This is a genomic window from Williamsia deligens, from assembly GCF_024171765.1.
GTDB classification, from domain to species: Bacteria; Actinomycetota; Actinomycetes; order Mycobacteriales; family Mycobacteriaceae; genus Williamsia_A; species Williamsia_A deligens.
Genome location: NZ_JAMTCI010000002.1, coordinates 266881 through 289311, shown reverse-complemented (window position 1 = coordinate 289311; position 22431 = coordinate 266881). Strand labels below are relative to the sequence as shown.

The 22431-nt window shown below is 70.1% G+C and carries 21 protein-coding genes, 4 tRNA genes and 1 pseudogene; 21 read left to right on the top strand and 5 right to left on the bottom strand.

From position 1 onward, the window contains the following. Positions 1-281: 281 nt before the first annotated feature. From LX14_RS15635 to LX14_RS15625, 3 genes are all read right to left on the bottom strand, one after another. Positions 282-356 (bottom strand) — tRNA-Val (locus tag LX14_RS15635). A gap of 19 nt (positions 357-375) precedes the next feature. Then, a tRNA-Cys gene (locus LX14_RS15630) sits at positions 376-449 on the bottom strand. Positions 450-470: 21 nt separating this feature from the next. Then, a tRNA-Gly gene (locus tag LX14_RS15625) sits at positions 471-543 on the bottom strand. Positions 544-743: 200 nt separating this feature from the next. Between LX14_RS15625 and LX14_RS15620 the strand changes: the two genes are divergently transcribed. The 13 genes and pseudogenes from LX14_RS15620 to LX14_RS15560 all read left to right on the top strand — a co-directional run bounded on the left by LX14_RS15620 (position 744) and on the right by LX14_RS15560 (position 11762). Then, a tRNA-Val gene (locus LX14_RS15620) sits at positions 744-818 on the top strand. Positions 819-913: 95 nt separating this feature from the next. Beyond that, positions 914-1381, top strand: a complete 468-nt coding sequence (locus LX14_RS15615) for a TIGR02611 family protein (protein ID WP_301283723.1) — start codon at positions 914-916, stop codon at positions 1379-1381. Positions 1382-1492: 111 nt separating this feature from the next. Then, positions 1493-3547, top strand: coding sequence for a threonine--tRNA ligase (gene thrS, locus LX14_RS15610; RefSeq protein ID WP_253648263.1), 2055 nt, complete (start codon positions 1493-1495; stop codon positions 3545-3547). Next, complete coding sequence (locus LX14_RS15605) at positions 3544-4101, top strand: ATP adenylyltransferase (RefSeq protein WP_253648262.1); 558 nt, start codon at positions 3544-3546, stop codon at positions 4099-4101. Before thrS ends, LX14_RS15605 begins: the two co-directional genes overlap by 4 nt. A 4-nt stretch (positions 4102-4105) precedes the next feature. Continuing rightward, positions 4106-4792 carry a phosphatidylinositol phosphate synthase gene (pgsA, locus tag LX14_RS15600; RefSeq protein ID WP_253648261.1) on the top strand — a complete coding sequence of 229 codons (687 nt, stop codon included), beginning with the start codon at positions 4106-4108 and terminating at the stop codon, positions 4790-4792. Continuing rightward, positions 4789-5715 (top strand): phosphatidylinositol mannoside acyltransferase, encoded by a 927-nt coding sequence (locus tag LX14_RS15595; RefSeq protein ID WP_253648260.1) that lies wholly within the window; start codon positions 4789-4791, stop codon positions 5713-5715. The genes pgsA and LX14_RS15595 overlap by 4 nt, the downstream gene beginning before the upstream one ends. After that, positions 5712-6836 (top strand): glycosyltransferase family 4 protein, encoded by a 1125-nt coding sequence (locus LX14_RS15590; RefSeq protein WP_253648259.1) that lies wholly within the window; start codon positions 5712-5714, stop codon positions 6834-6836. Before LX14_RS15595 ends, LX14_RS15590 begins: the two co-directional genes overlap by 4 nt. A 48-nt stretch (positions 6837-6884) precedes the next feature. Beyond that, a pseudogene (locus LX14_RS15585) lies at positions 6885-7373 on the top strand (LemA family protein); the annotation flags it as partial. A gap of 176 nt (positions 7374-7549) precedes the next feature. Then, positions 7550-8482: a pyridoxal 5'-phosphate synthase lyase subunit PdxS gene (gene pdxS, locus LX14_RS15580; RefSeq protein WP_253648258.1), complete on the top strand. Its 933-nt coding sequence runs from the start codon at positions 7550-7552 to the stop codon at positions 8480-8482. A gap of 70 nt (positions 8483-8552) precedes the next feature. Further along, complete coding sequence (locus LX14_RS15575) at positions 8553-9344, top strand: PP2C family protein-serine/threonine phosphatase (protein WP_253648566.1); 792 nt, start codon at positions 8553-8555, stop codon at positions 9342-9344. Positions 9345-9435: 91 nt separating this feature from the next. Beyond that, positions 9436-10296, top strand: a complete 861-nt coding sequence (locus tag LX14_RS15570) for an acyl-CoA thioesterase (RefSeq protein ID WP_253648257.1) — start codon at positions 9436-9438, stop codon at positions 10294-10296. Beyond that, positions 10293-10895, top strand: coding sequence for a pyridoxal 5'-phosphate synthase glutaminase subunit PdxT (gene pdxT, locus LX14_RS15565; RefSeq protein ID WP_253648256.1), 603 nt, complete (start codon positions 10293-10295; stop codon positions 10893-10895). The genes LX14_RS15570 and pdxT overlap by 4 nt, the downstream gene beginning before the upstream one ends. 114 nt (positions 10896-11009) lie before the next feature. Continuing rightward, positions 11010-11762 carry a YebC/PmpR family DNA-binding transcriptional regulator gene (locus tag LX14_RS15560; RefSeq protein ID WP_253648255.1) on the top strand — a complete coding sequence of 251 codons (753 nt, stop codon included), beginning with the start codon at positions 11010-11012 and terminating at the stop codon, positions 11760-11762. A 6-nt stretch (positions 11763-11768) separates the two neighbouring features. On the opposite strand, the gene LX14_RS15555 is transcribed toward LX14_RS15560, so the two are convergent. Continuing rightward, on the bottom strand, positions 11769-12374 hold the full coding sequence (locus LX14_RS15555) for a nucleoside/nucleotide kinase family protein (protein ID WP_253648254.1): 606 nt from the start codon (positions 12372-12374) through the stop codon (positions 11769-11771). Positions 12375-12475: 101 nt separating this feature from the next. Here LX14_RS15555 and ruvC point away from each other — a divergent pair, with 101 nt between their 5' ends. The 8 genes from ruvC (at position 12476) to LX14_RS15515 (ending at position 21122) form a co-directional block, all read left to right on the top strand. Continuing rightward, complete coding sequence (gene ruvC / locus LX14_RS15550) at positions 12476-13024, top strand: crossover junction endodeoxyribonuclease RuvC (protein ID WP_253648253.1); 549 nt, start codon at positions 12476-12478, stop codon at positions 13022-13024. Continuing rightward, complete coding sequence (ruvA, locus tag LX14_RS15545; protein WP_253648252.1) at positions 13021-13623, top strand: Holliday junction branch migration protein RuvA; 603 nt, start codon at positions 13021-13023, stop codon at positions 13621-13623. Before ruvC ends, ruvA begins: the two co-directional genes overlap by 4 nt. Further along, positions 13620-14723, top strand: coding sequence for a Holliday junction branch migration DNA helicase RuvB (gene ruvB, locus LX14_RS15540; protein WP_253648251.1), 1104 nt, complete (start codon positions 13620-13622; stop codon positions 14721-14723). Before ruvA ends, ruvB begins: the two co-directional genes overlap by 4 nt. Positions 14724-14850: 127 nt before the next feature. Beyond that, the gene (gene yajC / locus LX14_RS15535) at positions 14851-15237 is read left to right on the top strand and encodes a preprotein translocase subunit YajC (RefSeq protein ID WP_253648250.1); all 387 of its coding nucleotides are present in this window, start codon (positions 14851-14853) and stop codon (positions 15235-15237) included. Between the two features lie 170 nt (positions 15238-15407). Beyond that, positions 15408-16898, top strand: a complete 1491-nt coding sequence (gene secD, locus LX14_RS15530) for a protein translocase subunit SecD (RefSeq protein ID WP_253648565.1) — start codon at positions 15408-15410, stop codon at positions 16896-16898. Continuing rightward, positions 16895-18100 (top strand): protein translocase subunit SecF, encoded by a 1206-nt coding sequence (gene secF / locus LX14_RS15525; RefSeq protein WP_253648249.1) that lies wholly within the window; start codon positions 16895-16897, stop codon positions 18098-18100. Before secD ends, secF begins: the two co-directional genes overlap by 4 nt. Next, positions 18097-18648 (top strand): adenine phosphoribosyltransferase, encoded by a 552-nt coding sequence (locus LX14_RS15520; RefSeq protein ID WP_253648248.1) that lies wholly within the window; start codon positions 18097-18099, stop codon positions 18646-18648. The genes secF and LX14_RS15520 overlap by 4 nt, the downstream gene beginning before the upstream one ends. A gap of 29 nt (positions 18649-18677) precedes the next feature. After that, complete coding sequence (locus LX14_RS15515; protein WP_301283720.1) at positions 18678-21122, top strand: RelA/SpoT family protein; 2445 nt, start codon at positions 18678-18680, stop codon at positions 21120-21122. A gap of 54 nt (positions 21123-21176) precedes the next feature. On the opposite strand, the gene LX14_RS15510 is transcribed toward LX14_RS15515, so the two are convergent. Further along, positions 21177-22220, bottom strand: coding sequence for a peptidylprolyl isomerase (locus LX14_RS15510; RefSeq protein ID WP_253648247.1), 1044 nt, complete (start codon positions 22218-22220; stop codon positions 21177-21179). Between the last annotated feature and the right edge of the window lie 211 nt (positions 22221-22431).

Here is a 22431-nt window from a genome sequence, read left to right as displayed (position 1 = left end):
CCACTCGCAACGTGTGAAAAGTTTGACGAAACGGACAGTGAGTTCGTTATCTGACATTTACGGTCGCGGAGACGGGCGCATCGACGCGTCCGATTCGGGAAAGGATCGATCATGGGCTCGCTGGACCTCAACACATTGCTCGGACTGCTTCAGCTGGGAAGCTCGGGCGGCGACGGTGGTGCGACCGGCGGCCTGGGAGGCCTGCTGGGGGGACTCCTCGGCTGACGACGCACAGACGACGAAGCCCCCGGAGCTCAGGCTCCGGGGGCGTCGTCGTGTTCTGGTGCGCGATACTGGGATTGAACCAGTGACCTCTTCCGTGTCAGGGAAGCGCTCTCCCACTGAGCTAATCGCGCGGGTATTGAGTTGACAGTCTGGAGGCGGCGACGGGAATCGAACCCGTGTGCACGGCTTTGCAGGCCGTTGCCTCACCACTCGGCCACACCGCCACGGTGAAAATTCTTCCTCCGAGCGGATGACGGGATTCGAACCCGCGACCCTCACCTTGGCAAGGTGATGCGCTACCAGCTGCGCTACATCCGCGTGCCCCGCGTCGCCTTGTGGGCTTCGCGGTGCGAAGACGAACACTATCGGAGGTTCCGAACGCCTACAAATCGCCTGGTGGAAGACGTTTCGCAATCGCTGCGGTCGCGTCGGGTCGCCCGTGGCGGGTAGGTGAGGGGCAGTGAATCACCGTGATAGTGTTCTGCTCCGGTCGCAGGCGTTCATCGTCTCCGGCGCGCGGTCCCGTGGCTCAGTGGAAGAGCGTCCCGTTCACACCGGGGAGGTCGCTGGTTCGAACCCAGCCGGGACCACCACCATCTCGAACGCCCCCGACTTTCGGCGGTGTGGCCCCGGGTGTCCGATTCCGTAGGCTGTTCCTCGACCCAGCCGCCGATGCGAGGACGCCGTGATGACCGACCAGACCGACGCCACGGCGACGCGTCCCCGCGATCGGGACCCCGTCGACGAGCACGGGAGCCTCCTGCCCGAGGGTTTGCAGCGACGTCGTCAGAAGCTGGCGCAACGGCCCGCGCTCGATCTCGCCTACCGCATCGGTGTCGGGGTCGTGGGCACCGCCGTGCTCATCGTGGGGATCATCGCGATCCCGTACCCCGGCCCGGGGTGGCTGATCGTGTTCGCCGGCCTCGGCATCCTTGCCACGGAGTTCACCTGGGCCAACCGTCTCCTCCGCTTCGCTCGCGCGAAGTACGACGCCTTCGCCGAGTGGTTGAAGGTGCAGCACTGGTCGGTCCAGGCGCTGTTCGGGCTGCTCACGTTCGCGATCGTCCTCGCGACCCTGTGGCTCCTCGGCGCGCTGAAGCTGGCCGGCGGATGGGTCGGCCTCGACTGGTCCTGGCTCGCCAGCCCCATCTTCTGACGCGCCCTCACGTCGACGGCGCGTAGGCGCCGCGTCCCGGGCCGATACGATCTACCCGGCCGTCACCCATGTCGGATGCGGCCGTCCCGAGAACCCCGAGGAGTCACCGTCGTGCCCGAGAACGTCCTGCCCGTATCCGTCCGCGTGCCGGCCGGGACCACGGCAGGTACCGCGCTGCGGGACGCGGGCGCCTCCAACAAGGGCCCCGACGCGGTCGTCGTCGTGCGGGACGCCGACGGGGCCCTCCGCGACCTGTCGTGGTCGCCGGAGACCGACACCGACGTCGAGCCGGTGATCGCCGCCAGCGAGGCCGGTCGCAGCGTCATCCGCCATTCCGCGGCCCACGTGCTGGCCCAGGCCGTGCAGGAGCTCTTCCCGGACGCCAAGCTCGGCATCGGTCCGCCGATCACCGATGGCTTCTACTACGACTTCGACGTCGCCGAGCCGTTCACGCCCGAGGACCTGGCGGCCCTCGAGAAGAAGATGAAGCAGATCATCAAGTCGGGGCAACGGTTCTCCCGTCGCGTGTACGAGTCCCTCGACGCCGCGAAGGCCGAGCTGGCGGGCGAGCCGTACAAGCTCGAACTCGTCGACGACAAGGGCTCCGCCGACGACCCCGAGGTGATGGAGGTCGGCGGGGGCGAGCTCACCGCCTACGACAACCTCAATCCCCGTACCGGCGAACTGATCTGGTGCGACCTCTGCCGAGGCCCGCACGTCCCGACCACCAAGTACATCGCGGCGTTCAAGCTCACCCGCAGCTCCGCCGCCTACTGGCGCGGTGACCAGGCCAACGCCGGTCTGCAGCGCGTCTACGGGACGGCGTGGGAGTCGACCGAGGCGCAGGACGCCTACCTCGAGCTGCTCGCCGAGGCCGAGAAGCGTGACCACCGGCGTCTCGGTGTCGAGCTCGACCTGTTCAGCTTCCCCGACGAGCTCGGTTCGGGCCTGCCGGTGTTCCACCCCAAGGGCGGCATCATCCGCAAGGAGCTCGAGGACTACTCGCGGGCGAGGCACTCCGCCGCGGGGTACGAGTTCGTCAACACCCCGCACATCACCAAGGGGCACCTCTTCGAGGTGTCGGGGCACCTGGACTGGTATCGCGACGGCATGTTCCCGGCGATGCACGTCGACGAGGAACTCAACGAGGACGGCACCGTCCGCAAGCCGGGCCAGGACTACTACCTGAAGCCGATGAACTGCCCGATGCACAACCTGATCTTCCGGTCGCGGGGACGGTCGTATCGCGAGCTGCCGCTGCGCATGTTCGAGTTCGGGTCGGTCTACCGGTACGAGAAGTCCGGGGTCATCCACGGACTGACCCGCGTGCGTGGCATGACCCAGGACGACGCCCACATCTACTGCACCCGCGAGCAGATGGCCGGCGAGCTGACGTCGTTGCTGACCTTCGTCCTCGACCTGCTGAAGGACTACGGCCTCGACGACTTCTACCTCGAGCTCTCGACGCGGAACCCGGAGAAGTCCGTCGGCTCGGACGACGCCTGGGAGGAGGCGACCGCGACGCTGGCCCAGGTCGCCGCCGAGTCCGGGCTCGACCTCGTCCCCGACCCGGGCGGTGCGGCCTTCTACGGCCCGAAGATCTCCGTGCAGGTCAAGGACGCACTCGGGCGGCACTGGCAGATGTCGACCATCCAGCTCGACTTCAACCTGCCCGAGCGGTTCGAGCTCGAGTACACCGGCAACGACGGCGCCAAGCACCGCCCGGTGATGATCCACCGCGCCCTGTTCGGCTCGATCGAGCGCTTCTTCGGTGTGCTCACCGAGCACTACGCGGGCGCGTTCCCGGCGTGGTTGTCGCCGGTCCAGGTGATGGGCATCCCCGTCGCGGAGGACTACGTCCCGCATCTGCAGGGCGTGGTCGACGCGTTGCGCGAGCAGGGCATCCGGGCCGAGGTCGACGCGTCCGAGGACCGGATGCAGAAGAAGATCCGCAACCACACCACGGGTAAGGTCCCGTTCATGATGCTCGCCGGCGACCGCGATCTGCAGGCGGGCGCCGTCAGCTTCCGGTTCCGCGACGGCACGCAGGTCAACGGGGTTCCCACGGCCACCGCGGTGGACGCGATCGTCGACTGGGTGCGCCGCCGCGACAACGCCTCGCCGAGTGCGGCCCACTTCGACCAACTGGTCTCGGAGCCGACGTGACCGAGGAGTCGATCCGCGACGAGGGCGCCGGCGAACCCGACCGGTTGACCCGTCTGTGGAGCCCACACCGGATGTCGTACATCACGGGGTCGATCAAGTCCCCGGCCGGAGGGTCGGCGTCGTCGAGCCACCCCTTCATCGACATCCCGCTGATGTCCGACGAGGACGGTCTCGTCGTCGCGCGCGGGGAGAGCGTCTACTGCGTGCTCAACCTGTACCCGTACAACCCGGGCCACTCGATGGTCGTGCCCTACCGGCAGGTGGCCGACCTCGAGGACCTGACACTCGCCGAGAGCACCGAGTTGATGGCGTTCACGCAGCGGCTCATCCGTGCGATCAAGTCGGTGTCACGTCCGCACGCGTTCAACGTGGGACTGAATCTCGGTGCGGCAGCAGGCGGTTCGCTGGCCGAACACCTGCACATGCACGTGGTGCCGCGCTGGGGCGGCGACGCCAACTTCATCACCGTGATCGGTGAGACCAAGGTGATGCCGCAGCTGCTGCGCGACACCCGGGAACTGCTCGCCCAGGCGTGGTCCGCCGTCGAGGGATGAGCTGATGGCCCGTTTCCTGAGCATCCGAGGTCGCGCGGGGATGAGCAAGGTCAACGTCCCCATCGCGCGGGTGCTGCTGAAGGCGGGTCTCACGCCCGACTCGATGACCGTCATCGGCACCGTCGCGTCGGTCGTGGCCGCGGTGACCCTGTTCCCGATGGGCCACCTGCTGGCCGGGTCGCTGGTGATCTGGCTGTTCGTCATGTTCGACATGATCGACGGGACGATGGCCCGCGAACGTGGGGGCGGCACGCGTTTCGGCGCCGTCCTCGACGCGACGTGCGACCGCATCGCCGACGGCGCGATCTTCGCGGCGCTGGGTTGGTGGTGCCTACAGACCGAGCACCACCCCGTGCTGTTCGTGGGCATGATGATCTGTCTCGTCACCTCGCAGGTCATCTCGTACGCCAAGGCGCGCGCGGAGGCCAGCGGTCTCGACGGCAACGGCGGGCTCATCGAGCGCCCCGAGCGGCTCATCATCATCCTGGTCGGCGCCGGCATCAGCGAGCTCGGCATGCCGTGGCTGATCCACGTCGCGGTGTGGCTGCTCGCGGTCGGCAGCGTCATCACCGTCGGGCAACGGATGCTGTCGATCTCGCGATCACCGGGTGCCCGCGATCTCCTCCCGATCGACGCGCCTGCAGCGCCCGTCGGAGACACGCCGACCGCAGAGCAGGACCCGACTCGGTGAGCCTCGCCGAACGCGCCGCCGCGCTCGGCTACGGCGCGGGGTGGTCACTCGTGCGCCGACTACCCGAACCCTGGGTGCGGGCGGCGTTCGACGCCGCCGGTGGTCGCGCGGGTGGCAACGGCGGACCACAGCAGTTGCGACGCAACCTCGCTCGGGTGCTCGCCGTCGACGCCGACGATGTCCCCGACGAGCTCATGCGCGCGGCGACCCGGTCCTACGCGCGGTACTGGCGCGAGGCGTTCCGGTTGCCGTCGATGGACTTCGCCACCGCCGCATCGCGTGTCCACGTGGCGCCCCCGGATCTCGCCGAATTCGAGAAGGCGTACGCGCAGGGTCGCGGAGTGGTGTTCGCCCTGCCGCACAGCGGCAACTGGGACATGGCCGGGGTCTGGTTGGTGAACCGCATCGGCGGGTTCTCCACCGTCGCCGAGCGGTTGCGCCCGGAATCGCTCTTCGAGCGGTTCGTGGCATACCGCGAGAGCCTGGGGTTCGAGATCTTCCCGCTCAGCGGGGGAGAGACGCCCCCTTTCGAACTCCTCGCCGACCGCCTCCGCGCCGGCGGCGTGGTGTGCCTGCTGGCCGAGCGTGATCTCGCCGAACACGGTGTGCCGGTGACGTTCTTCGGCGAACCGACCCGGATGCCCGCCGGCCCGGCCAAGTTGGCCATCGAGACCGGTGCGGCACTGCTTCCCGTCCACCACTGGTTCACCGACACCCACGGCTCGCAGATCTCGTGCGACCCACCGGTCGACGTCAGCGGAGGCCTCGCCGCGGCGACGCAGGCCATGGCGGACGTGTTCGCGCGCAACATCGCCGCCCATCCGCATGACTGGCACATGCTGCAGCCGCTCTGGGAGGCCGACTGGTCACAGCGGCGGCGTGAGCGCATCGGCGACGCGTCCGACGGCGGGGGCGCCCGGTGAAGATCGGCATGATCTGCCCGTATGCCTTCGACACCCCCGGGGGTGTGCAGGCCCACGTCGTGGAACTCGCCCAGGTGTTCATCGAGCGCGGACACAGCGTCAGCGTCCTCGCGCCGGCCGGCGACGACGTCGTCCTGCCCGACTACGTCGTCTCGGTCGGGCCGGCGCTCGCGATCCCCTACAACGGCTCGGTGTCGAAGGTGAACTTCGGTCCCGCGGCCTACCGCCGCCTGCGCACGTGGATCCGCGACGGCGAGTTCGACGTGTTGCACGTGCACGAGCCGAACGCGCCGAGCATCTCGATGCTGTCGCTGTTCGTCGCCCAGGGGCCGATCGTGACCACCTTCCACACCTCGACGACGAAATCGTTGTGGCTGAGCATCTTCCAGGGAATCCTGCGCCCGTACCACGAGCGGATCGTCGGCAAGATCGCCGTGTCGGAGTTGGCCCGTCGCTGGCAGATGGAATCCCTCGGCTCCGACGCCGTCGAGATCCCCAACGGCATCCACGTCGCCGCCTTCGCCGACGCCGAGCCGCTCGACGGTCACCGCCGCGAAGGCAAGACCATCCTGTTCCTCGGCCGGTACGACGAGCCACGCAAGGGCATCGACGTGCTGATGCGGGCACTGCCGTCGATCGTCGCCGCCGTGCCCGACGTGTCGGTGCTCGTGGTCGGCACCGGTCACGAGCGGGCCCTGCGGCGCCGCGCGGGAGCGTTGTCGGACCATCTCGAGTTCCTCGGTCAGGTCGACGACGCCACCAAGGCCCGCGCCCTGGCGTCGGCGGACGTCTACGTCGCCCCGAACCTCGGCGGGGAGAGCTTCGGCATCGTGCTCGTCGAGGCGATGGCCTCCGGCGCGGCGGTCGTCGCCAGCGATCTCGATGCGTTCCGGCGCGTCCTGGACGACGGGCGCGGCGGTCGACTGGTCCGGGCGGGCGAACCCGCGGCCCTCACGACCGCGGTGGTCGAACTGCTCCGGGACGACGAGGCGCGCGCGGATCTCGTCCGGACCGCCCACGAGGTCGCACTGCGCTACGACTGGTCCCGCATCGCCGACCGCATCCTGCAGGTCTACGAGACCGTGACCGTCGGCGCCGACCCCGTGTTCGTCAGCGACTGACGCCCGGCCCACACGTCCCCGCCCGACCCCGAGGAGGAATCAACCCCGATGACGGTGTCCGCACTGACCGTCCTCATCATCGCGATCGTCGTCGTGGTGATCGGTGTCGGCGTGGGGTGGGTCTACAAGACCGCCAACCGCCTCGACCGGCTCCACGTCCGCGTCGACCTCGCCTGGCAGGCCCTCGACGGCGCCCTGGCCCGGCGTGCCGTGGTGGCGCGGGCCATCGGGTCGGGGCTCGGTCCCGACGGTCGCGAACTCATCGCGTCCGCCGACCGCGCCGAGCGTGCCGATCGCGGCGACCGGGAGGTCGCGGAGAACGCGGTGTCGGCCCAGCTCGCGGGGGTCGACCACTCGACCCTGCGCGCCCAGTTGGTGTCGGAGCTGGCCGACGCGGAGACCCGGGTGATGATCTCGCGGCGCTTCTACAACGACGCCGTCCGCGACACCCTCACCCTGCGCCGGCGTCGGCCGGTGCGGTGGTTGCAGCTCGGTGGCACGGCGCCCGAGCCGCGCTACCTCGAGATCGTGGAGCGCGTCTCTCCCTGATCGCGCCCGCTGCACGCCGGTGTGAGCCCGCGCACGGGCTTGCGGCGTCCCCCTACCCGTGCGCCTAAACTCTCGGTGGACAGCAGCTGTACGCGCCACGCGTCCGGCTCCGCGCACCATGGCGGTGCGCGTGACCACGGGTAATTCAGGAGACGAAGACCACGATGACCACCGTCAACGGCCACGGACACGACTCGACCGAGTCCACCGCACCGACGGGAGCGGGCACGGCGCGCGTGAAGCGCGGCATGGCCGAGATGCTCAAGGGCGGCGTGATCATGGACGTCGTCACCCCCGAGCAGGCCAAGATCGCCGAGGACGCCGGAGCGGTCGCCGTGATGGCGCTCGAGCGCGTCCCCGCCGACATCCGCGCCGAGGGTGGCGTGTCGCGCATGAGCGACCCCGACATGATCGACGGGATCATCGCCACGGTGTCCATCCCGGTGATGGCCAAGGCGCGCATCGGGCACTTCGTGGAGGCGCAGATCCTGCAGAGCCTCGGTGTCGACTACATCGACGAGTCCGAGGTCCTCACCCCCGCCGACTACACCCACCACATCGACAAGTTCGCGTTCACCGTCCCCTTCGTGTGCGGTGCGACGAATCTCGGTGAGGCACTGCGCCGGATCACCGAGGGCGCGGCCATGATCCGGTCGAAGGGCGAGGCCGGGACCGGCGACGTCTCCAACGCGACCACCCACATGCGGACCATCGGTGGCGAGATCCGGCGCCTCACGTCGCTCTCGCCCGAGGAGCTCTACCGCGCGGCGAAGGACCTGCAGGCCCCCTACGAGCTGGTCGCGGAGGTCGCCCGTCTGGGCCGGCTGCCCGTCACCATGTTCACCGCCGGTGGCATCGCCACCCCGGCCGACGCGGCGATGATGATGCAGCTCGGTGCCGACGGTGTGTTCGTGGGATCCGGGATCTTCAAGTCCGGCAACCCCGCCGAGCGTGCGGCCGCCATCGTGCAGGCCACCACGTTCCACGACGATCCCGACGTCCTGGCGAAGGTGTCGCGGGGACTCGGTGAGGCGATGGTCGGCATCAACGTCGAGCAGATGCCCGTCGCGCACCGCCTCGCCGAGCGCGGCTGGTAGGCACGACGATGGGTCGGGGGACCACGTCGTGGCGAGACGCCCGACGTCCACACCGGTCGAGAGCGACACGGTGAGCACCGACGCGGTCCCGTTCCGTGACGCGACCGTCGCGGGCGTCCAGCGGCGGGGCGACCTGGAACTCCTGTGGTCGGCCGTCAGCGACGTCGGCCTGGTCCGGGAGACCAACGAGGACGCGGCTTTCGTCGCCGACGGCCGTTTCCTCCTCGCGGACGGCATGGGCGGTCACGACGGCGGTGAGGTGGCCAGCGAGAACGCCCTGACCGCTCTCGCGACGGTGCAACCCGGCGAGATGGCGCAGACCCGCGAGGCCGTGGTCACCGCACTCGGCGACGCCCAACACCGCATCGAGGACATCTCCCCGGGCAGCGGCCGCCGGGCGGGCACCACGGTGACCGGCGCGGTCGTGGTGACGTACGAGGACGTCGATCAGTGGCTGGTCCTCAACATCGGCGACTCGCGCACGTACCGGTGGTCGCCGGACTCCTTCGAGCAGGTCACGTCCGACCATTCGCAGGTCCAGGAACTCGTCGACGCGGGGTATCTCACGCCGGAACAGGCTCGCGTGGACCCGCGCCGCAACGTCATCACCCGGGCGCTCGGCGCCGGCATGGACGCCGAGGCCGACTTCTTCCTGTTCCCGGTGGTCCGGGGCGAGGTGCTCCTGGTCTGCTCCGACGGCCTCACCGGTGAGCTGCCGGACGGCGAGATCGCGGCCATCGTCGCCGAGCACGCTGTGGCCGACGGTCCGGATCCGGCCGCGCTCGCCACGGAGCTGGTGCAGGCGACACTCGCGCTCGGGGCCCGTGACAACGTCACCGTCGTCGTCGTGATGGTGCGCTGAACCACATCGGGACGCCGCGATGTCGGCATTCCGGGCCCCGGATGGGAAGATCTGACCCCGTGACCAGCTTCCCCCGGGTATCGGTGTCCTGATGGCGACCATCGAAGAGATCCTCGAACTCGAACGCGTCGACGCCGACATCTACCGCGGCAAGGCGCACACCAGCCAGCTGCAGCGCACCTTCGGTGGGCAGGTGGCCGGTCAGGCGTTGGTGTCGGCGACACACACCGTCGCCCCGACCCATCGCGTGCACTCCCTGCACGGCTACTTCCTGCGGCCGGGCAACCCTGATGCGCCGACGATCTTCCTCGTCGACAGGATCCGTGACGGCCGGTCGTTCTGCACGCGTCGGGTCACCGGCGTGCAGGACGGTGAGGCGATCTTCACGATGTCCGCGTCGTTCGGTGTGCCGTCGGAGGGGCTGACCCACCAGGACTCGATGCCGCCCGCCCCCGATCCCGACGATCTGTCCGATCAGCGGGAGGAGATGACCGAGGCCCAGCGCTCGGTCTTCCGCGAGTGGGAGAACTTCGACCTGCGGATCGTCCCGAAGGACCAGCTGGTCACCAACCCGCACTTCGCGTCGCAGCAGCGTGTGTGGTTCAAGTACCGCCACCCGCTCCCCGACGACCAGGTCTTCCATGTCTGCACGCTGGCGTACATGAGTGACATGACGTTGCTCGGGTCGGCGAAGGCGATCCACCCGGACGAGAACCCGCAGAGCGCGTCGCTCGACCACGCCATGTGGTTCCTGCGACCCTTCCGCGCCGACGAGTGGCTGCTCTACGACCAGACGTCACCGTCGGCGGGGGACGGCCGTGCGCTGACCCAGGGCCGCATCTTCGACCGCGACGGTCGGATGGTCGCCGCCGTCACGCAGGAGGGACTCGCCCGGACCGGGCGACCCATGCCAGTCGACCAGCACGCCAAACGCTCCGGTCAGGACGCGTGACCCCCCGCGTCGGGGTCCTCGCGCTGCAGGGCGACGTCCGCGAACACGTCGCCGCCCTCGCCTCCGCCGGCGCGACCGGTGTCGCCGTCCGCCGCCCCGAGGAGCTCGACGGCCTCGCCGGCATCGTCCTGCCCGGCGGCGAGTCCACGACGATGAGCCGACTGCTCGGACTGGTCGGACTGTTCGAGCCGCTCCGGGAGGCACTCGCCGCCGGACTGCCCGCCTTCGGGTCGTGCGCCGGGATGATCCTGCTCGCGTCGGAGGTGCTCGACACCCGCCCCGACGCGCGTCACCTCGACGCCCTCGACATCACGGTGCGGCGCAACGCGTTCGGCCGTCAGGTGCAGTCCTTCGAGACCGATCTCCCCGTCGACGGTGTCCCGGGCGAGCCCGTGCGGGCGGTCTTCATCCGGGCGCCCTGGGTGGAGGCGACGGGTCCCGGTGTCGAGGTGCTCGCGCGCGTCCCGGACGGTCCTGCCGCGGGGCGCGTCGTCGCGGTCCGGCAGGGGTCGGTGCTGGCGACGTCGTTCCACCCGGAGGTGACGGGCGACGGCCGCGTGCACCGCATGTTCGTCGACATGGTCTCGGCGAGCGCCTGACCCGCGATGACGTGCGGGTAGACTCGGCCCGCTGACGAGACGAGTGTGTGTGCGACCGCCGACCCCGGGTAGTCCCGGACGACGACGGCGGCTGCGGAGAAAGGGGCATGTGCGATGAGCGGCCATTCCAAATGGGCCACCACCAAGCACAAGAAGGCGGTGGTGGACGCCAAGCGCGGCAAGATGTTCGCCAAGCTGATCAAGAACATCGAGGTCGCGGCGCGCACCGGTGGTGGTGACCCCGCCGGCAACCCCACCCTCTTCGACGCCATCCAGAAGGCCAAGAAGTCCTCGGTCCCCAACGACAACATCGAGCGTGCCCGCAAGCGCGGCGGTGGCGAGGAGGGTGGCGGCGCCGACTGGCAGACCATCACCTACGAGGGCTACGGGCCCAACGGCGTCGCCATCCTCATCGAGTGCCTGACCGACAACCGCAACCGTGCGGCCGGCGAGGTGCGCACGGCGATGACCCGCAACGGCGGCACCATGGCCGACCCGGGCTCGGTCTCCTACCTGTTCACCCGCAAGGGTGTCGTCACCCTCGAGAAGCACGGCCAGAGCGAGGACGACGTCCTCACCGCCGTCCTCGACGCCGGAGCCGAGGAGATCACCGACCTCGGCGACTCGTTCGAGATCCTCAGCGAGCCCACCGATCTCGTCGCCGTCCGCACCGCGCTGCAGGTGGCGGACATCGACTACGACTCCGCGGAGGCCAGCTTCCGGGCGTCGGTCGACGTGCCCGTCGACGCCGAGGGTGCCCGCAAGGTGTTCAAGCTCATCGACGCGCTCGAGGACTGCGACGACGTGCAGGAGGTCTACAGCAACGTCGACGTCTCCGACGACGTCCTCGCCGAGATCGACGCCTGAGCCGCGTCAGTCCTGCCGGAGTGCGGGTCGCTCGGGGTGCTCGTAGCGCACCTCGAGATCAGCGGGATCGGATCCCGCCGCGTGCTCGAGCAGGGGAGTGATGGTCCACTGCTCAGTGTCCGGGGTGCGACGCCGGAGCGCCCCCTCACTCATCCGCAGCGCGACGGTCACGTCCACATCGAGCTCGCTGCCGACCAGCAGGGCCCCGGCGATCAGCACCACCTGATCCGCACCGGCGTCCCGCGGGGTGTCCCGGAACGACCGGTCCCGGTCCGGGTCCCAGAGGCGCGGTAGCCACGTGCCCCGCTCGCGCAGCGCGTCGACGACCTCACGCCGGAGCGCCGGATGGTCGAACCATGCTGTGCGGTAGGAGTGTTCGTCGGTGCGGCCCCATTCCATGCGGAGCGACGCGGGTCGCAGCCAGTGGCGTGTGTCGACGACGTCGGCGGCGCGTCCCGTCGAGCGCAACAGGTGCGCCACCTCCTGCGCCAGGGCGACGGGATCGGCCGCGTCGGCCCCGTCCACGGCGACGACCACCCGGCCGCGGCGGGCGGCGATCGTGTCCGCGCATTCCCGGACGAGTCCCTCGGGGGTCAGTGGTCGGTACCGCATCGGCTCCCATTGTCCCGTGTCGGTCCGCGGCGACGTCGGCCGCGCCGGTTAGGATCTCGAACAACTGTTCGTCTCGATGGGTGTCCCCGGAGGTCGTGAGAGTGCGTGTGATGGGAGTCGACCCCGGGTTGACGCGGTGCGGTATCGCGCTGGTGGAGTCCGGCGCGGGTCGCGCGGTGACCGCCCTCGACGTCGACGTGGTGCGTACCCCGACCACGATGGAGCTCGCGGAGCGCCTGCTCGCGGTGCACACCGCCGCAGCCCACTGGCTCGACACCCACCACCCCGACGTCGTCGCCGTCGAGCGGGTGTTCGCGCAGAACCAGGTCAGCACCGCGATGGGCACCGCGCAGGCCGGTGGCGTGGTCGCGCTCGCCGCGGCGCAGCGCGGGATCCCGGTCCGGTTCCACACCCCCAGTGAGGTGAAGGCCGCGGTCACCGGGAGCGGACGGGCCGACAAGGCCCAGGTGACGGCCATGGTCACCCGCATCCTGGGGATGCAGACCAAACCGAAACCCGCCGACGCCGCCGACGCGCTGGCGTTGGCGATCTGTCACTGCTGGCGCGGTCCCATCGCGGAGCGCCTCGCCCAGGCGCAGGCCCGCGCCGCGGGAGCGGGCGGCACGCGGACCTCGTGGGTGCAGCGATGATCGCGTCGCTGCGAGGACCGGTCATCCACATCGCGCTGGACCACCTCGTCATCGAGTGCGCCGGCGTCGGCTACCGCGTGCTCACCACCCCGTCCACGCTCGCCGGGGTGCAGCGGGGGACCGAGACGACGCTGCTGACGTCGATGATCGTGCGCGAGGACTCGATGACGCTGTACGGCTTCACCGAGCCCGATGCTCGCGACCTGTTCGCGCTGCTGCAGACGGTCACCGGTGTCGGCCCGCGGCTGGCGCTGGCCACGCTCGCGGTTCTGGAGCCCTCGGCGCTGCGCGCCGCACTCGCCGATTCCGACACCAAGGCGCTGTGCACGGTTCCCGGTGTCGGCAAGCGCGTGGCCGAACGCCTGGTGGTCGAGCTGCGCGACAAGGTCGACCGCCCCCACGCCGGCCCCGCCGAGGGTGGCGGACTCGCCGTGTCGATGAGCGTCCGCGACCAGGTCGTCGAGGCCCTCGTCGGCCTCGGCTTCGCCGTCCCGGCCGCGGAGAAGGCGGTGACCGCGGTGCTCGCCGACGACCCCGACGCCGACTCCGCCCGCGCCCTGCGCGCGGGCCTCGTCCTGCTCGGGAAGACCACCCGGTGACCGACGACGACCTCGACGACGACCGCGCCGTCAGCCCGTTCACCGTCGCCTCCGACGGCGATCTCGACGCGGGCCTGCGCCCGAAGTCGCTGGCGGATTTCATCGGTCAGCCCCGCGTGTGTGAGCAGCTCGAGCTCGTCCTGGCCGGTGCGCGCGGGCGTGGCGGCACGCCGGACCACATCCTGCTGTCGGGCCCGCCGGGGCTGGGCAAGACATCGCTGGCCATGATCATCGCGGGCGAGATGGGCTCCGCGATCCGCGTGACGTCGGGCCCGGCGTTGGAACGCGCCGGGGATCTGGCGGCGATGCTGTCGAACCTCGTCGAGGGCGATGTCCTCTTCATCGACGAGATCCACCGGATCGCCCGCCCCGCGGAGGAGATGCTGTACCTCGCGATGGAGGACTACCGCGTCGACGTGGTGGTGGGGAAGGGCCCCGGCGCCACCTCCATCCCGCTCGACGTCGCCCCGTTCACCCTGGTCGGCGCGACCACCCGCTCGGGGTCGCTGACCGGCCCGCTGCGGGACCGGTTCGGGTTCACCGCCCACATGGAGTTCTACGAACCGGCCGAACTCGTGCGGGTGCTGGTGCGCTCGGCGGGGATCCTCGGGGTGAGCATGCGACCGGACGCCGCGACGGAGATCGCCGGACGGTCCCGCGGCACGCCCCGTATCGCCAACCGCCTGCTGCGCCGCGTCCGCGACTACGCCGAGGTCCGCGGCGACGGCACCGTGACGCTCGACGTCGCCCGTGCGGCCCTGCGTGTCTACGACGTCGACGAACTCGGGTTCGACCGTCTCGACCGTGCGGTCCTCGACGCCCTGGTCCGTGGTTTCGGTGGCGGACCGGTGGGGGTGTCGACGTTGGCGGTCGCGGTCGGGGAGGAGCCGTCGACCGTGGAGGAGGTGTGCGAGCCGTTCCTGGTGCGTGCCGGAATGATCGCGCGCACCCCGCGGGGCCGCGTGGCGACCGCCGCCGCCTGGCACCACCTGGACCTGACGCCGCCTGCCGGGGCCATGACGGGCGCTTACGGCGTGCGGACTCGTGACCTGCAGAGCGAGGCTCTCTTCGACACCGACGACGGACCGCCCGGGATCTGAGCGTCGCCGCGGTCCCCGGCGTGGCGCCCGGAAGGGCCCGCTCGGCGGGTCGGATGGCACACTGGACGCGTCCCGTCGACCCCCGAGGCGTCGACACACCCTTCTGTTCACGAGGTCGTTTCACCCCATGGAAATCCTGTTCCCGGTCATCCTGCTCATCCTGGTCGGCTTCATGCTGCTCACCGCCCGCCGTCAGAAGAAGGCACAGGCGCAGACCCAGCAGATGCAGGACTCGTTGCAGATCGGCTCGCGGGTGCAGACCACGTCGGGCGTCTACGGCACCGTGACCGGCCTCGACGACGGTGTCGTCGACCTCGAGCTCGCCCCGGGATACGTCACCCGCTGGAACCGGCTCGCCGTCCGTGAGGTCGTCCACGCCGACGACCTGAGCAGCTCGTTCCCCGGCGCGCCCGTCGCCAAGGCCTCCGACGACACCGAGGGCGGCGGCACCGAGGGCGACGCCGTCGCCGACCGTCGCGTCGCTCTCGAGAAGGACTCCGAGCGGGAGGTCTGAGGGCCGCACCCCGCGCGCACCGGTTGCCCGCGGGGTCCACGTAGCCTGTCTGCGGACCGTCGGCACCCCGACGGTGTTCCACCTGCTTCACCCGAGGAGTCGTTGCGCCCGTGGCCCCGTCCAAACGCGAGACCCCGCCCCTGGTCATCGTGGGCGCATTCCTGCTGCTCATGGTGATCGTCTATGTGCTCGTGTTCTTCACGGGTGGGGGCGGCGCGAAGCCCAAGCTCGGTATCGACCTGCAGGGCGGCACGCGCGTCACCCTCACCGCCCGCACGCCGGACAACAGCGCCCCGGCGAAGGATCAGCTCGACCGGGCCAAGCAGATCATCGAGCAGCGCGTCAACGGTCTCGGTGTGTCCGGGTCCGAGGTGATCATCGACGGCAGCAACCTGGTGATCACCGTCCCTGGCACCGACGGCCGCCAGGCCCGGACCCTCGGGCAGACCGCCCGGCTGTACGTGCGGCCCGTCGTCGACGTCAAGGCGGCGACACCCATGCAGCCGGTGCAGCAGCCCGCGGATCAGCCCGCGGCCCAGGCGATCGCCGCGGCGAAGGCGGCGCGCCAGGCCCCGGCGAACGCAAACACCACGCAGCTCGAGGCTCAGCTGGCCAAGACGAACTGCAACCCGCGCAGCACCGATCCGCTGCAGGGCAACGACGACCCGAACCAGTTCCTGGTGTCCTGCTCCCAGGACGGGGCGCAGGTCTACCTCCTCGGCCCGGAGATCATCGACGGCCGCGACATCGCCAACGCGACGGCCACCACCACGCAGCAGAGCGGCGCCTGGATCGTGCAGGTGGAGTTCCGCGGTGCCGCTCGCGACTTCTGGCCGAAGTACACCGGCGAGAACGTCGGCAAGCAGACGGCCTTCACCCTCGACTCGCGGGTCGTCAGCGCCCCGCAGATCCAGGGCGCCATCACCACCCCCACCACGGAGATCAGCGGCAACTTCGACCAGGCCGGAGCCAAGGACCTCGCGAACGTCCTGAAGTACGGGTCGCTGCCACTGTCGTTCAAGTCGTCCGACGCCGAGACCGTGTCGGCCACACTGGGTCTGGCGTCGCTGCGGGCGGGCCTCATCGCCGGCGCGATCGGCCTCGTCGCCGTGCTGATCTACGCGTTGCTGTACTACCGCATGCTCGGCTTCCTCACCATGCTGTCGCTGGTCGCGTCGGGCGTCATGGTCTACGGCATCCTGGTGCTGCTCGGACGGTGGATCAACTTCACCCTCGACCTGTCCGGCATCGCCGGACTCATCATCGGCATCGGCATGACGGCCGACTCGTTCGTCGTCTACTTCGAACGCATCAAGGACGAGATGCGGGAGGGCAGGAGTTTCCGATCCGCGGTACCGCGCGGCTGGGCACGCGCCCGCCGCACCATCTGGTCGGGCAACGCCGTCAGCTTCATCGCCGCCGCCGCCATCTACTTCCTGGCCATCGGTGAGGTCCGCGGGTTCGCCTTCACCCTCGGCCTGACGACCATCCTCGACATCGTCGTCGTCTTCCTGGTGACGCATCCGCTGGTGGTCCTGGCGAGCCGGAACTCGTTCCTGGCCAAGCCGTCGGTCAACGGGCTGGGTGCCGTGTCGCAGGTGGCGCGGGAGCGCAGAGCCGCCGCGGCGGGACAGACACGGCAGGAGGAGGCGCTGCGATGAGCAAGGACACCCAGACCGCCCGTGACACCGATGTGGTGATCGAGGACGACGCCACCGAGGCGCGCAACCGGTCCGTGGCGCAGAAGCACTCGCTGCTGTCGCGTCTGTACACCGGCACCGGAGCGTTCGAGATCGTCGGCAAGCGGCGCATGTGGTTCTCGATCACCGCGGGCATCGTCGCTATCTGCCTGCTCTCGATCGTCTTCCGCGGCTTCACCCTCGGCATCGACTTCGAGGGCGGCACCCAGATCTCGTTCAAGAACACCTCGCAGACCTCGACGTCGGCGGTGGAGAGCGTCTTCTCCGACACGCTCGGTCGTGACGCGGAGTCGGTGCAGACCGCGGGCTCGGGGTCGAGCGCGACGGTCCAGGTCCGTACCTCGACGCTGTCCCAGGCCGAGACCGAGGAGGTCACGCGGGCGCTGTCGCAACGGTTCGGTCCGACGCTCACGGCCGACGACATCAACTCCTCCGACGTCAGCTCGACCTGGGGCGGGGAGGTGACGCAGAAGGCCCTCATCGCGCTCGCGGTGTTCCTCGTGATCGTGCTCGTCTACATCGCGGTGCGCTTCGACAAGGAGATGTCGCTGGCCGCGATGGCGACCATGTTCTTCGACATCATCGTGACCGCCGGTGTGTACTCGCTGGTCGGTTTCGAGGTCACCCCGGCGACGGTCATCGGTCTGCTCACCATCCTGGGCTTCTCGCTCTACGACACCGTCGTCGTGTTCGACAAGGTCGAGGAGAACGTCCGCGGCGTGCTGCACACCACCCGTCGGACCTACGCCGAACAGGCGAACCTGGCCGTCAACCAGACCCTCATGCGGTCCATCAACACGACGGTCATCTCGGTCCTGCCGATCATCGCGCTGATGATCATCGCCGTGTGGTTGCTCGGCGTCGGCACCCTCAAGGACCTCGGGCTCATCCAGCTCGTCGGCGTCGTCGTCGGCACGTTCTCGTCCGTGGCGTTCGCCACGCCGTTGCTGGTGACGCTCAAGGAACGGCGCAAGGACATCCGCGACCACACCCGCAAGGTCCTGGCCCGTCGCGCCGGCACCGACGGCACGGACACGGCCCTGGCCGCAGCCGCGCCCCGACGAACGTCGCTGTCGAAGTCCTCGAGGTCCTCGTCACCGACCCCCACGGCCGACGACGTCGCCGACGCGCGCCCGTCCGGCAAGCGGAACCGACGACGGTGACCGCTCCTGCCCTGGATCGGGCGCGCGACGCGATCGCAGCCCACACCCGGCTCGTCCCCGACTTCCCGGAGCCGGGGATCCAGTTCAAGGACCTCACACCCGTCCTCGCCGATCCCGACGGGCTCGCGTCGGTCACCGCCGCCCTGGCGGAGGCGGCCGGTGAGGTCGACCTGGTCGCCGGCATCGACGCCCGCGGGTTCCTGCTCGGCGGTGCCATCGCCCTGCATCTCGGGGTCGGGGTGGTGGCGGTCCGCAAGGCCGGCAAGCTCCCGCCGCCGGTGCATGCCGAGAGCTACGACCTCGAGTACGGCTCCGCCTGCCTGGAGATCCCCGCCGACGGTGTCGCGCTCGCCGGACGCCGCGTGTTCGTCGTCGACGACGTCCTGGCGACCGGCGGCACCCTCAACGCCGCCATCGCCCTGCTCACCGCCGCCGGCGCACGGGTCGCGACCGCGGCCGTCGTCATGGAGATCGACGGACTCCCCGGTCGCGACGTCGTCCTCGCCGCCCACCCGGACCTCGTCCTGACGGGTCTGACCACGGGGTGAGGGCTACCATCGCGTCCGAGGAGGTGTAGATGGCCGACGACACCACCACGGGCGCACGGCGCGACGCGTCCACCGACGTCGCGCCCGGCGATCCGCGCCCCGAGGCCGTGCACCCAGGGTCGACGGACACCGGCGCGGGCGGCGCCGACACCACCGCGAGCGACACCGCGCCGACCGAGGCGCCCACCGCCGCCGAGGCCGTCGCGCACTCGTCGGGGTCCTCGGCATCACGGCGTGTCCGGGCCCGCCTGGCGCGGCGGATGACCGCGACGCGCAACCCGATCCGGCCGGTCCTGGAGCCGCTCGTCGCCCTGCACCGCGACCTGTACCCCAAAGCCGACGTCGTGCTGCTGCAGCGCGCCTACGACGTCGCCGAACGCCATCACGAGGGCCAGTTCCGCAAGTCCGGTGACCCCTACATCACCCATCCGCTGGCCGTGGCGACGATCCTCGCCGACCTCGGCATGGACACCACGACGCTGGTCGCGGCGCTGCTGCACGACACCGTCGAGGACACCGGGTACAGCCTCGAGGCGCTCGGCGCCGATTTCGGCGACGAGGTCGCGCACCTCGTCGACGGGGTGACGAAGCTCGACAAGGTCGCGCTGGGCAACGCCGCCGAGGCCGAGACGATCCGCAAGATGATCATCGCGATGGCTCGCGACCCGCGGGTGCTGGTCATCAAGGTCGCCGACCGACTGCACAACATGCGGACCATGCGCTTCCTGCCACCGGAGAAGCAGGCCCGCAAGGCGCGCGAGACCCTCGAGGTGATCGCGCCGCTGGCCCACCGCCTGGGCATGGCGACGGTGAAGTGGGAACTCGAGGACCTCGCGTTCGCGATCCTGCACCCGAAGCGGTACGAGGAGATCGTGCGACTCGTCGCCGACCGTGCGCCGTCCCGCGACACCTACCTGACCAAGGTCCGCAACGAGATCACGGCGTCCCTCACAGCCGCTCGGATCACCGCGACGGTGGAGGGACGCCCGAAGCACTACTGGTCGATCTACCAGAAGATGATCGTCAAGGGCCGCGAGTTCGACGACATCCACGACCTGGTCGGCATGCGCATCCTGTGCGACCAGATCCGTGACTGCTACGCCGCGGTCGGGGTCGTGCACTCGCTGTGGCAGCCGATGGCCGGACGGTTCAAGGACTACATCGCGCAGCCGAGATTCGGTGTGTACCAGTCGCTGCACACCACCGTCGTCGGACCGGAGGGCAAGCCGCTGGAGGTGCAGATCCGTACCCGCGACATGCACCGGACCGCGGAGTTCGGCATCGCGGCGCACTGGCGCTACAAGGAGACCCGCGGCCGCAACGGCGCCAAGCACGACGACGCCGCCGAGATCGACGACATGGCGTGGATGCGTCAGCTCCTCGACTGGCAGCGGGAGGCCGCCGACCCGGGTGAGTTCCTCGAGTCGCTGCGCTACGACCTCGCGGTCAAGGAGATCTTCGTGTTCACCCCCAAGGGTGACGTGGTGACGCTGCCCGCGGGGTCGACCCCGGTCGACTTCGCCTACGCCGTGCACACCGAGGTCGGTCACCGATGTATCGGCGCCCGGGTCAACGGACGGCTCGTCGCGCTGGAGCGGACGCTCGAGAACGGCGAGGTGGTGGAGGTGTTCACCTCCAAGGCCCCCAACGCCGGTCCGTCGCGCGACTGGCAGGGCTTCGTGGTCTCACCCCGGGCGAAGGCCAAGATCCGCCAGTGGTTCGCCAAGGAGCGTCGCGAGGAGGCCCTGGAGGCCGGCAAGGACGCCATCGCCAAGGAGGTCCGTCGCGGCGGACTCCCGTTGCAGCGACTGATGAACGCCGAGTCGATGGCGGCGATCGCCGCCGAGCTCCGCTACGCGGACGTGTCGGCGCTGTACACGGCGATCGGCGAGGGCCACGTGTCCGCGCGCCACGTCGTCGGGCGTCTCGTCGCCGCGCTCGGTGGGATGGACGGCGCGGAGGAGGAACTCGCCGAACGGTCCACGCCGTCGACGATGCCGTCGCGCCCGCGCCAGACCGGGGACGCCGGTGTCGTGATCCCCGGCGCCGACGGGGTGCTCGCGAAACTCGCGAAGTGCTGTACGCCGGTGCCCGGCGACGAGATCATGGGCTTCGTCACCCGTGGCGGCGGCGTCAGTGTCCACCGCACCGACTGCACGAATGCCGGTGCGCTGCAGGATCAGTCGGAACGCATCATCGAGGTCACGTGGGCGCCGTCGCCGTCGTCGGTGTTCCTCGTCGCCATCCAGGTCGAGGCGCTGGACCGGTCACGCCTGCTCTCGGACGTGACGCGTGTCCTCGCCGACGAGCGCGTGAACATCCTCTCGGCGTCGGTGACGACCAGCCGCGACCGTGTCGCCATCAGCAAGTTCACGTTCGAGATGGGTGACCCCAAGCACCTGGGTCACGTCCTCAACGTGGTGCGCAACGTGGAGGGCGTGTACGACGTCTACCGCGTGACGTCCGCGTCCTGACCCACGCCGCCCCGCCCCCGAGCGTGCTCACGCCCGGCGGGATGCGGCAGAGCGTCAGGAGACGGTGGCCTTCTCGACCGTGACGGGGAGCTTGGGTGTGCCGTCACCCTGCGTCGGCGCATAGGTCACCGCGCCGGTCTGCGGGTCCTGCGACGGGCGGATCGTCGGGGTGATGCCGCCCTTGGAGACCTTGTCCAGGATCGGCAGGCCCGAGGGGTCGACGGACCCGATGACGGTGTAGTTCGGCGGCAGCTGACTGTCGTTGATGACGAGGAACATCTGCGCCGAGCCGGTGTTCTGGCCCTGCGCCTGTCCGCCCTGACCCGACTGGTACTGGTTCGCGATGGCCACGGTGCCCCGCGGGTACACCGCGGTGCTCGGGACGCCGAGCGCCGCGAGCTGCGGGTCCTGCGGCACCACCTTGAGGTTTGTGGGGAACTCGTCGGGGCTGGTCCACCCGGGGCCGCCCGCGCCGGTGCCCGTGGGGTCGCCGCACTGCAGGACCGCGATCTTCCCGGCGCCGCCCTCGGTGAGGCGGTGGCACGGGGTGTCGTTGTAGTACCCCTCCTTGATGAGGGACACCACGGCGCCGACGTTGCACGGCGCCTCGGAACGCTTCAGCGTGATGGGCAGCGTTCCCTGCGTGGTGACGAAGGTCGCCTGCAGGTCGCCCTTCTTGAGCTGACGGTCCGCGGGGACCTGCTCCTTGCGCTGCTTGGACTTGCCCTGGACGAACTGGTCGCGGAACTGTTCGGCGAGCGTGCGCTGCTCCGGCGAGAGGTTCGCCGGCACCTGCGGCGGCGTCGCGAAGGGGTCCTGGTCCGCCGGTGTGGGCGTGTACGCACAGGCCACGTAGCGCGCCTTCTCGCGGTCGTCGAGGACCTTCTTGGTGATCAGGGTGGCGCCGGTCGCGACGACGGCGACGACGACGACCAGCGACGTCGTCAGGATGATGCGCTTGCGGCGCCGTGCGGCCGCCTGCTGGGTGGTGAGGCGCTGCTCGAGCTTCCGCTTGGCCTCGGCGCGTCGCTGTTCGTTCGTGAGGTGGTCGCCGTCGCCCGGGGTGTCGTCCCCGCCGGGGTGCTCGGTGTTCGCCACAGCTCTCCTGACCTCGATCGATGACGGTGACCCGACCTCGTGCCGGGGCCCGCGCACACCCATCCGGGGCGCGGTCGACGGTGCGTCGCGGTCGATCTGCGACGCCCGGTGCCGGTGTGAGTGTGCCAGCAGTACCTGTGAACTGTGCCGCCCGGGTCGCTGGGGCGCAGGTCCGTGGGCGTGTTTGCCATGATGGTGGTCTAACCACGAC

What these genes read in the sequence shown, in the direction of transcription:
- LX14_RS15615 (WP_301283723.1), top strand. Translation starts at nt 914, where the DNA reads ATGACCGACCAGACCGACGCCACGGCGACGCGTCCCCGCGATCGGGAC.
- pgsA (WP_253648261.1), top strand. Translation starts at nt 4,106, where the DNA reads ATGGCCCGTTTCCTGAGCATCCGAGGTCGCGCGGGGATGAGCAAGGTC.
- pdxS (WP_253648258.1), top strand. Translation starts at nt 7,550, where the DNA reads ATGACCACCGTCAACGGCCACGGACACGACTCGACCGAGTCCACCGCA.
- LX14_RS15570 (WP_253648257.1), top strand. Translation starts at nt 9,436, where the DNA reads ATGGCGACCATCGAAGAGATCCTCGAACTCGAACGCGTCGACGCCGAC.
- LX14_RS15560 (WP_253648255.1), top strand. Translation starts at nt 11,010, where the DNA reads ATGAGCGGCCATTCCAAATGGGCCACCACCAAGCACAAGAAGGCGGTG.
- LX14_RS15555 (WP_253648254.1), bottom strand. Translation starts at nt 12,374, where the DNA reads ATGCGGTACCGACCACTGACCCCCGAGGGACTCGTCCGGGAATGCGCG.
- ruvA (WP_253648252.1), top strand. Translation starts at nt 13,021, where the DNA reads ATGATCGCGTCGCTGCGAGGACCGGTCATCCACATCGCGCTGGACCAC.
- yajC (WP_253648250.1), top strand. Translation starts at nt 14,851, where the DNA reads ATGGAAATCCTGTTCCCGGTCATCCTGCTCATCCTGGTCGGCTTCATG.
- secD (WP_253648565.1), top strand. Translation starts at nt 15,408, where the DNA reads ATGGTGATCGTCTATGTGCTCGTGTTCTTCACGGGTGGGGGCGGCGCG.
- secF (WP_253648249.1), top strand. Translation starts at nt 16,895, where the DNA reads ATGAGCAAGGACACCCAGACCGCCCGTGACACCGATGTGGTGATCGAG.
- LX14_RS15515 (WP_301283720.1), top strand. Translation starts at nt 18,678, where the DNA reads ATGGCCGACGACACCACCACGGGCGCACGGCGCGACGCGTCCACCGAC.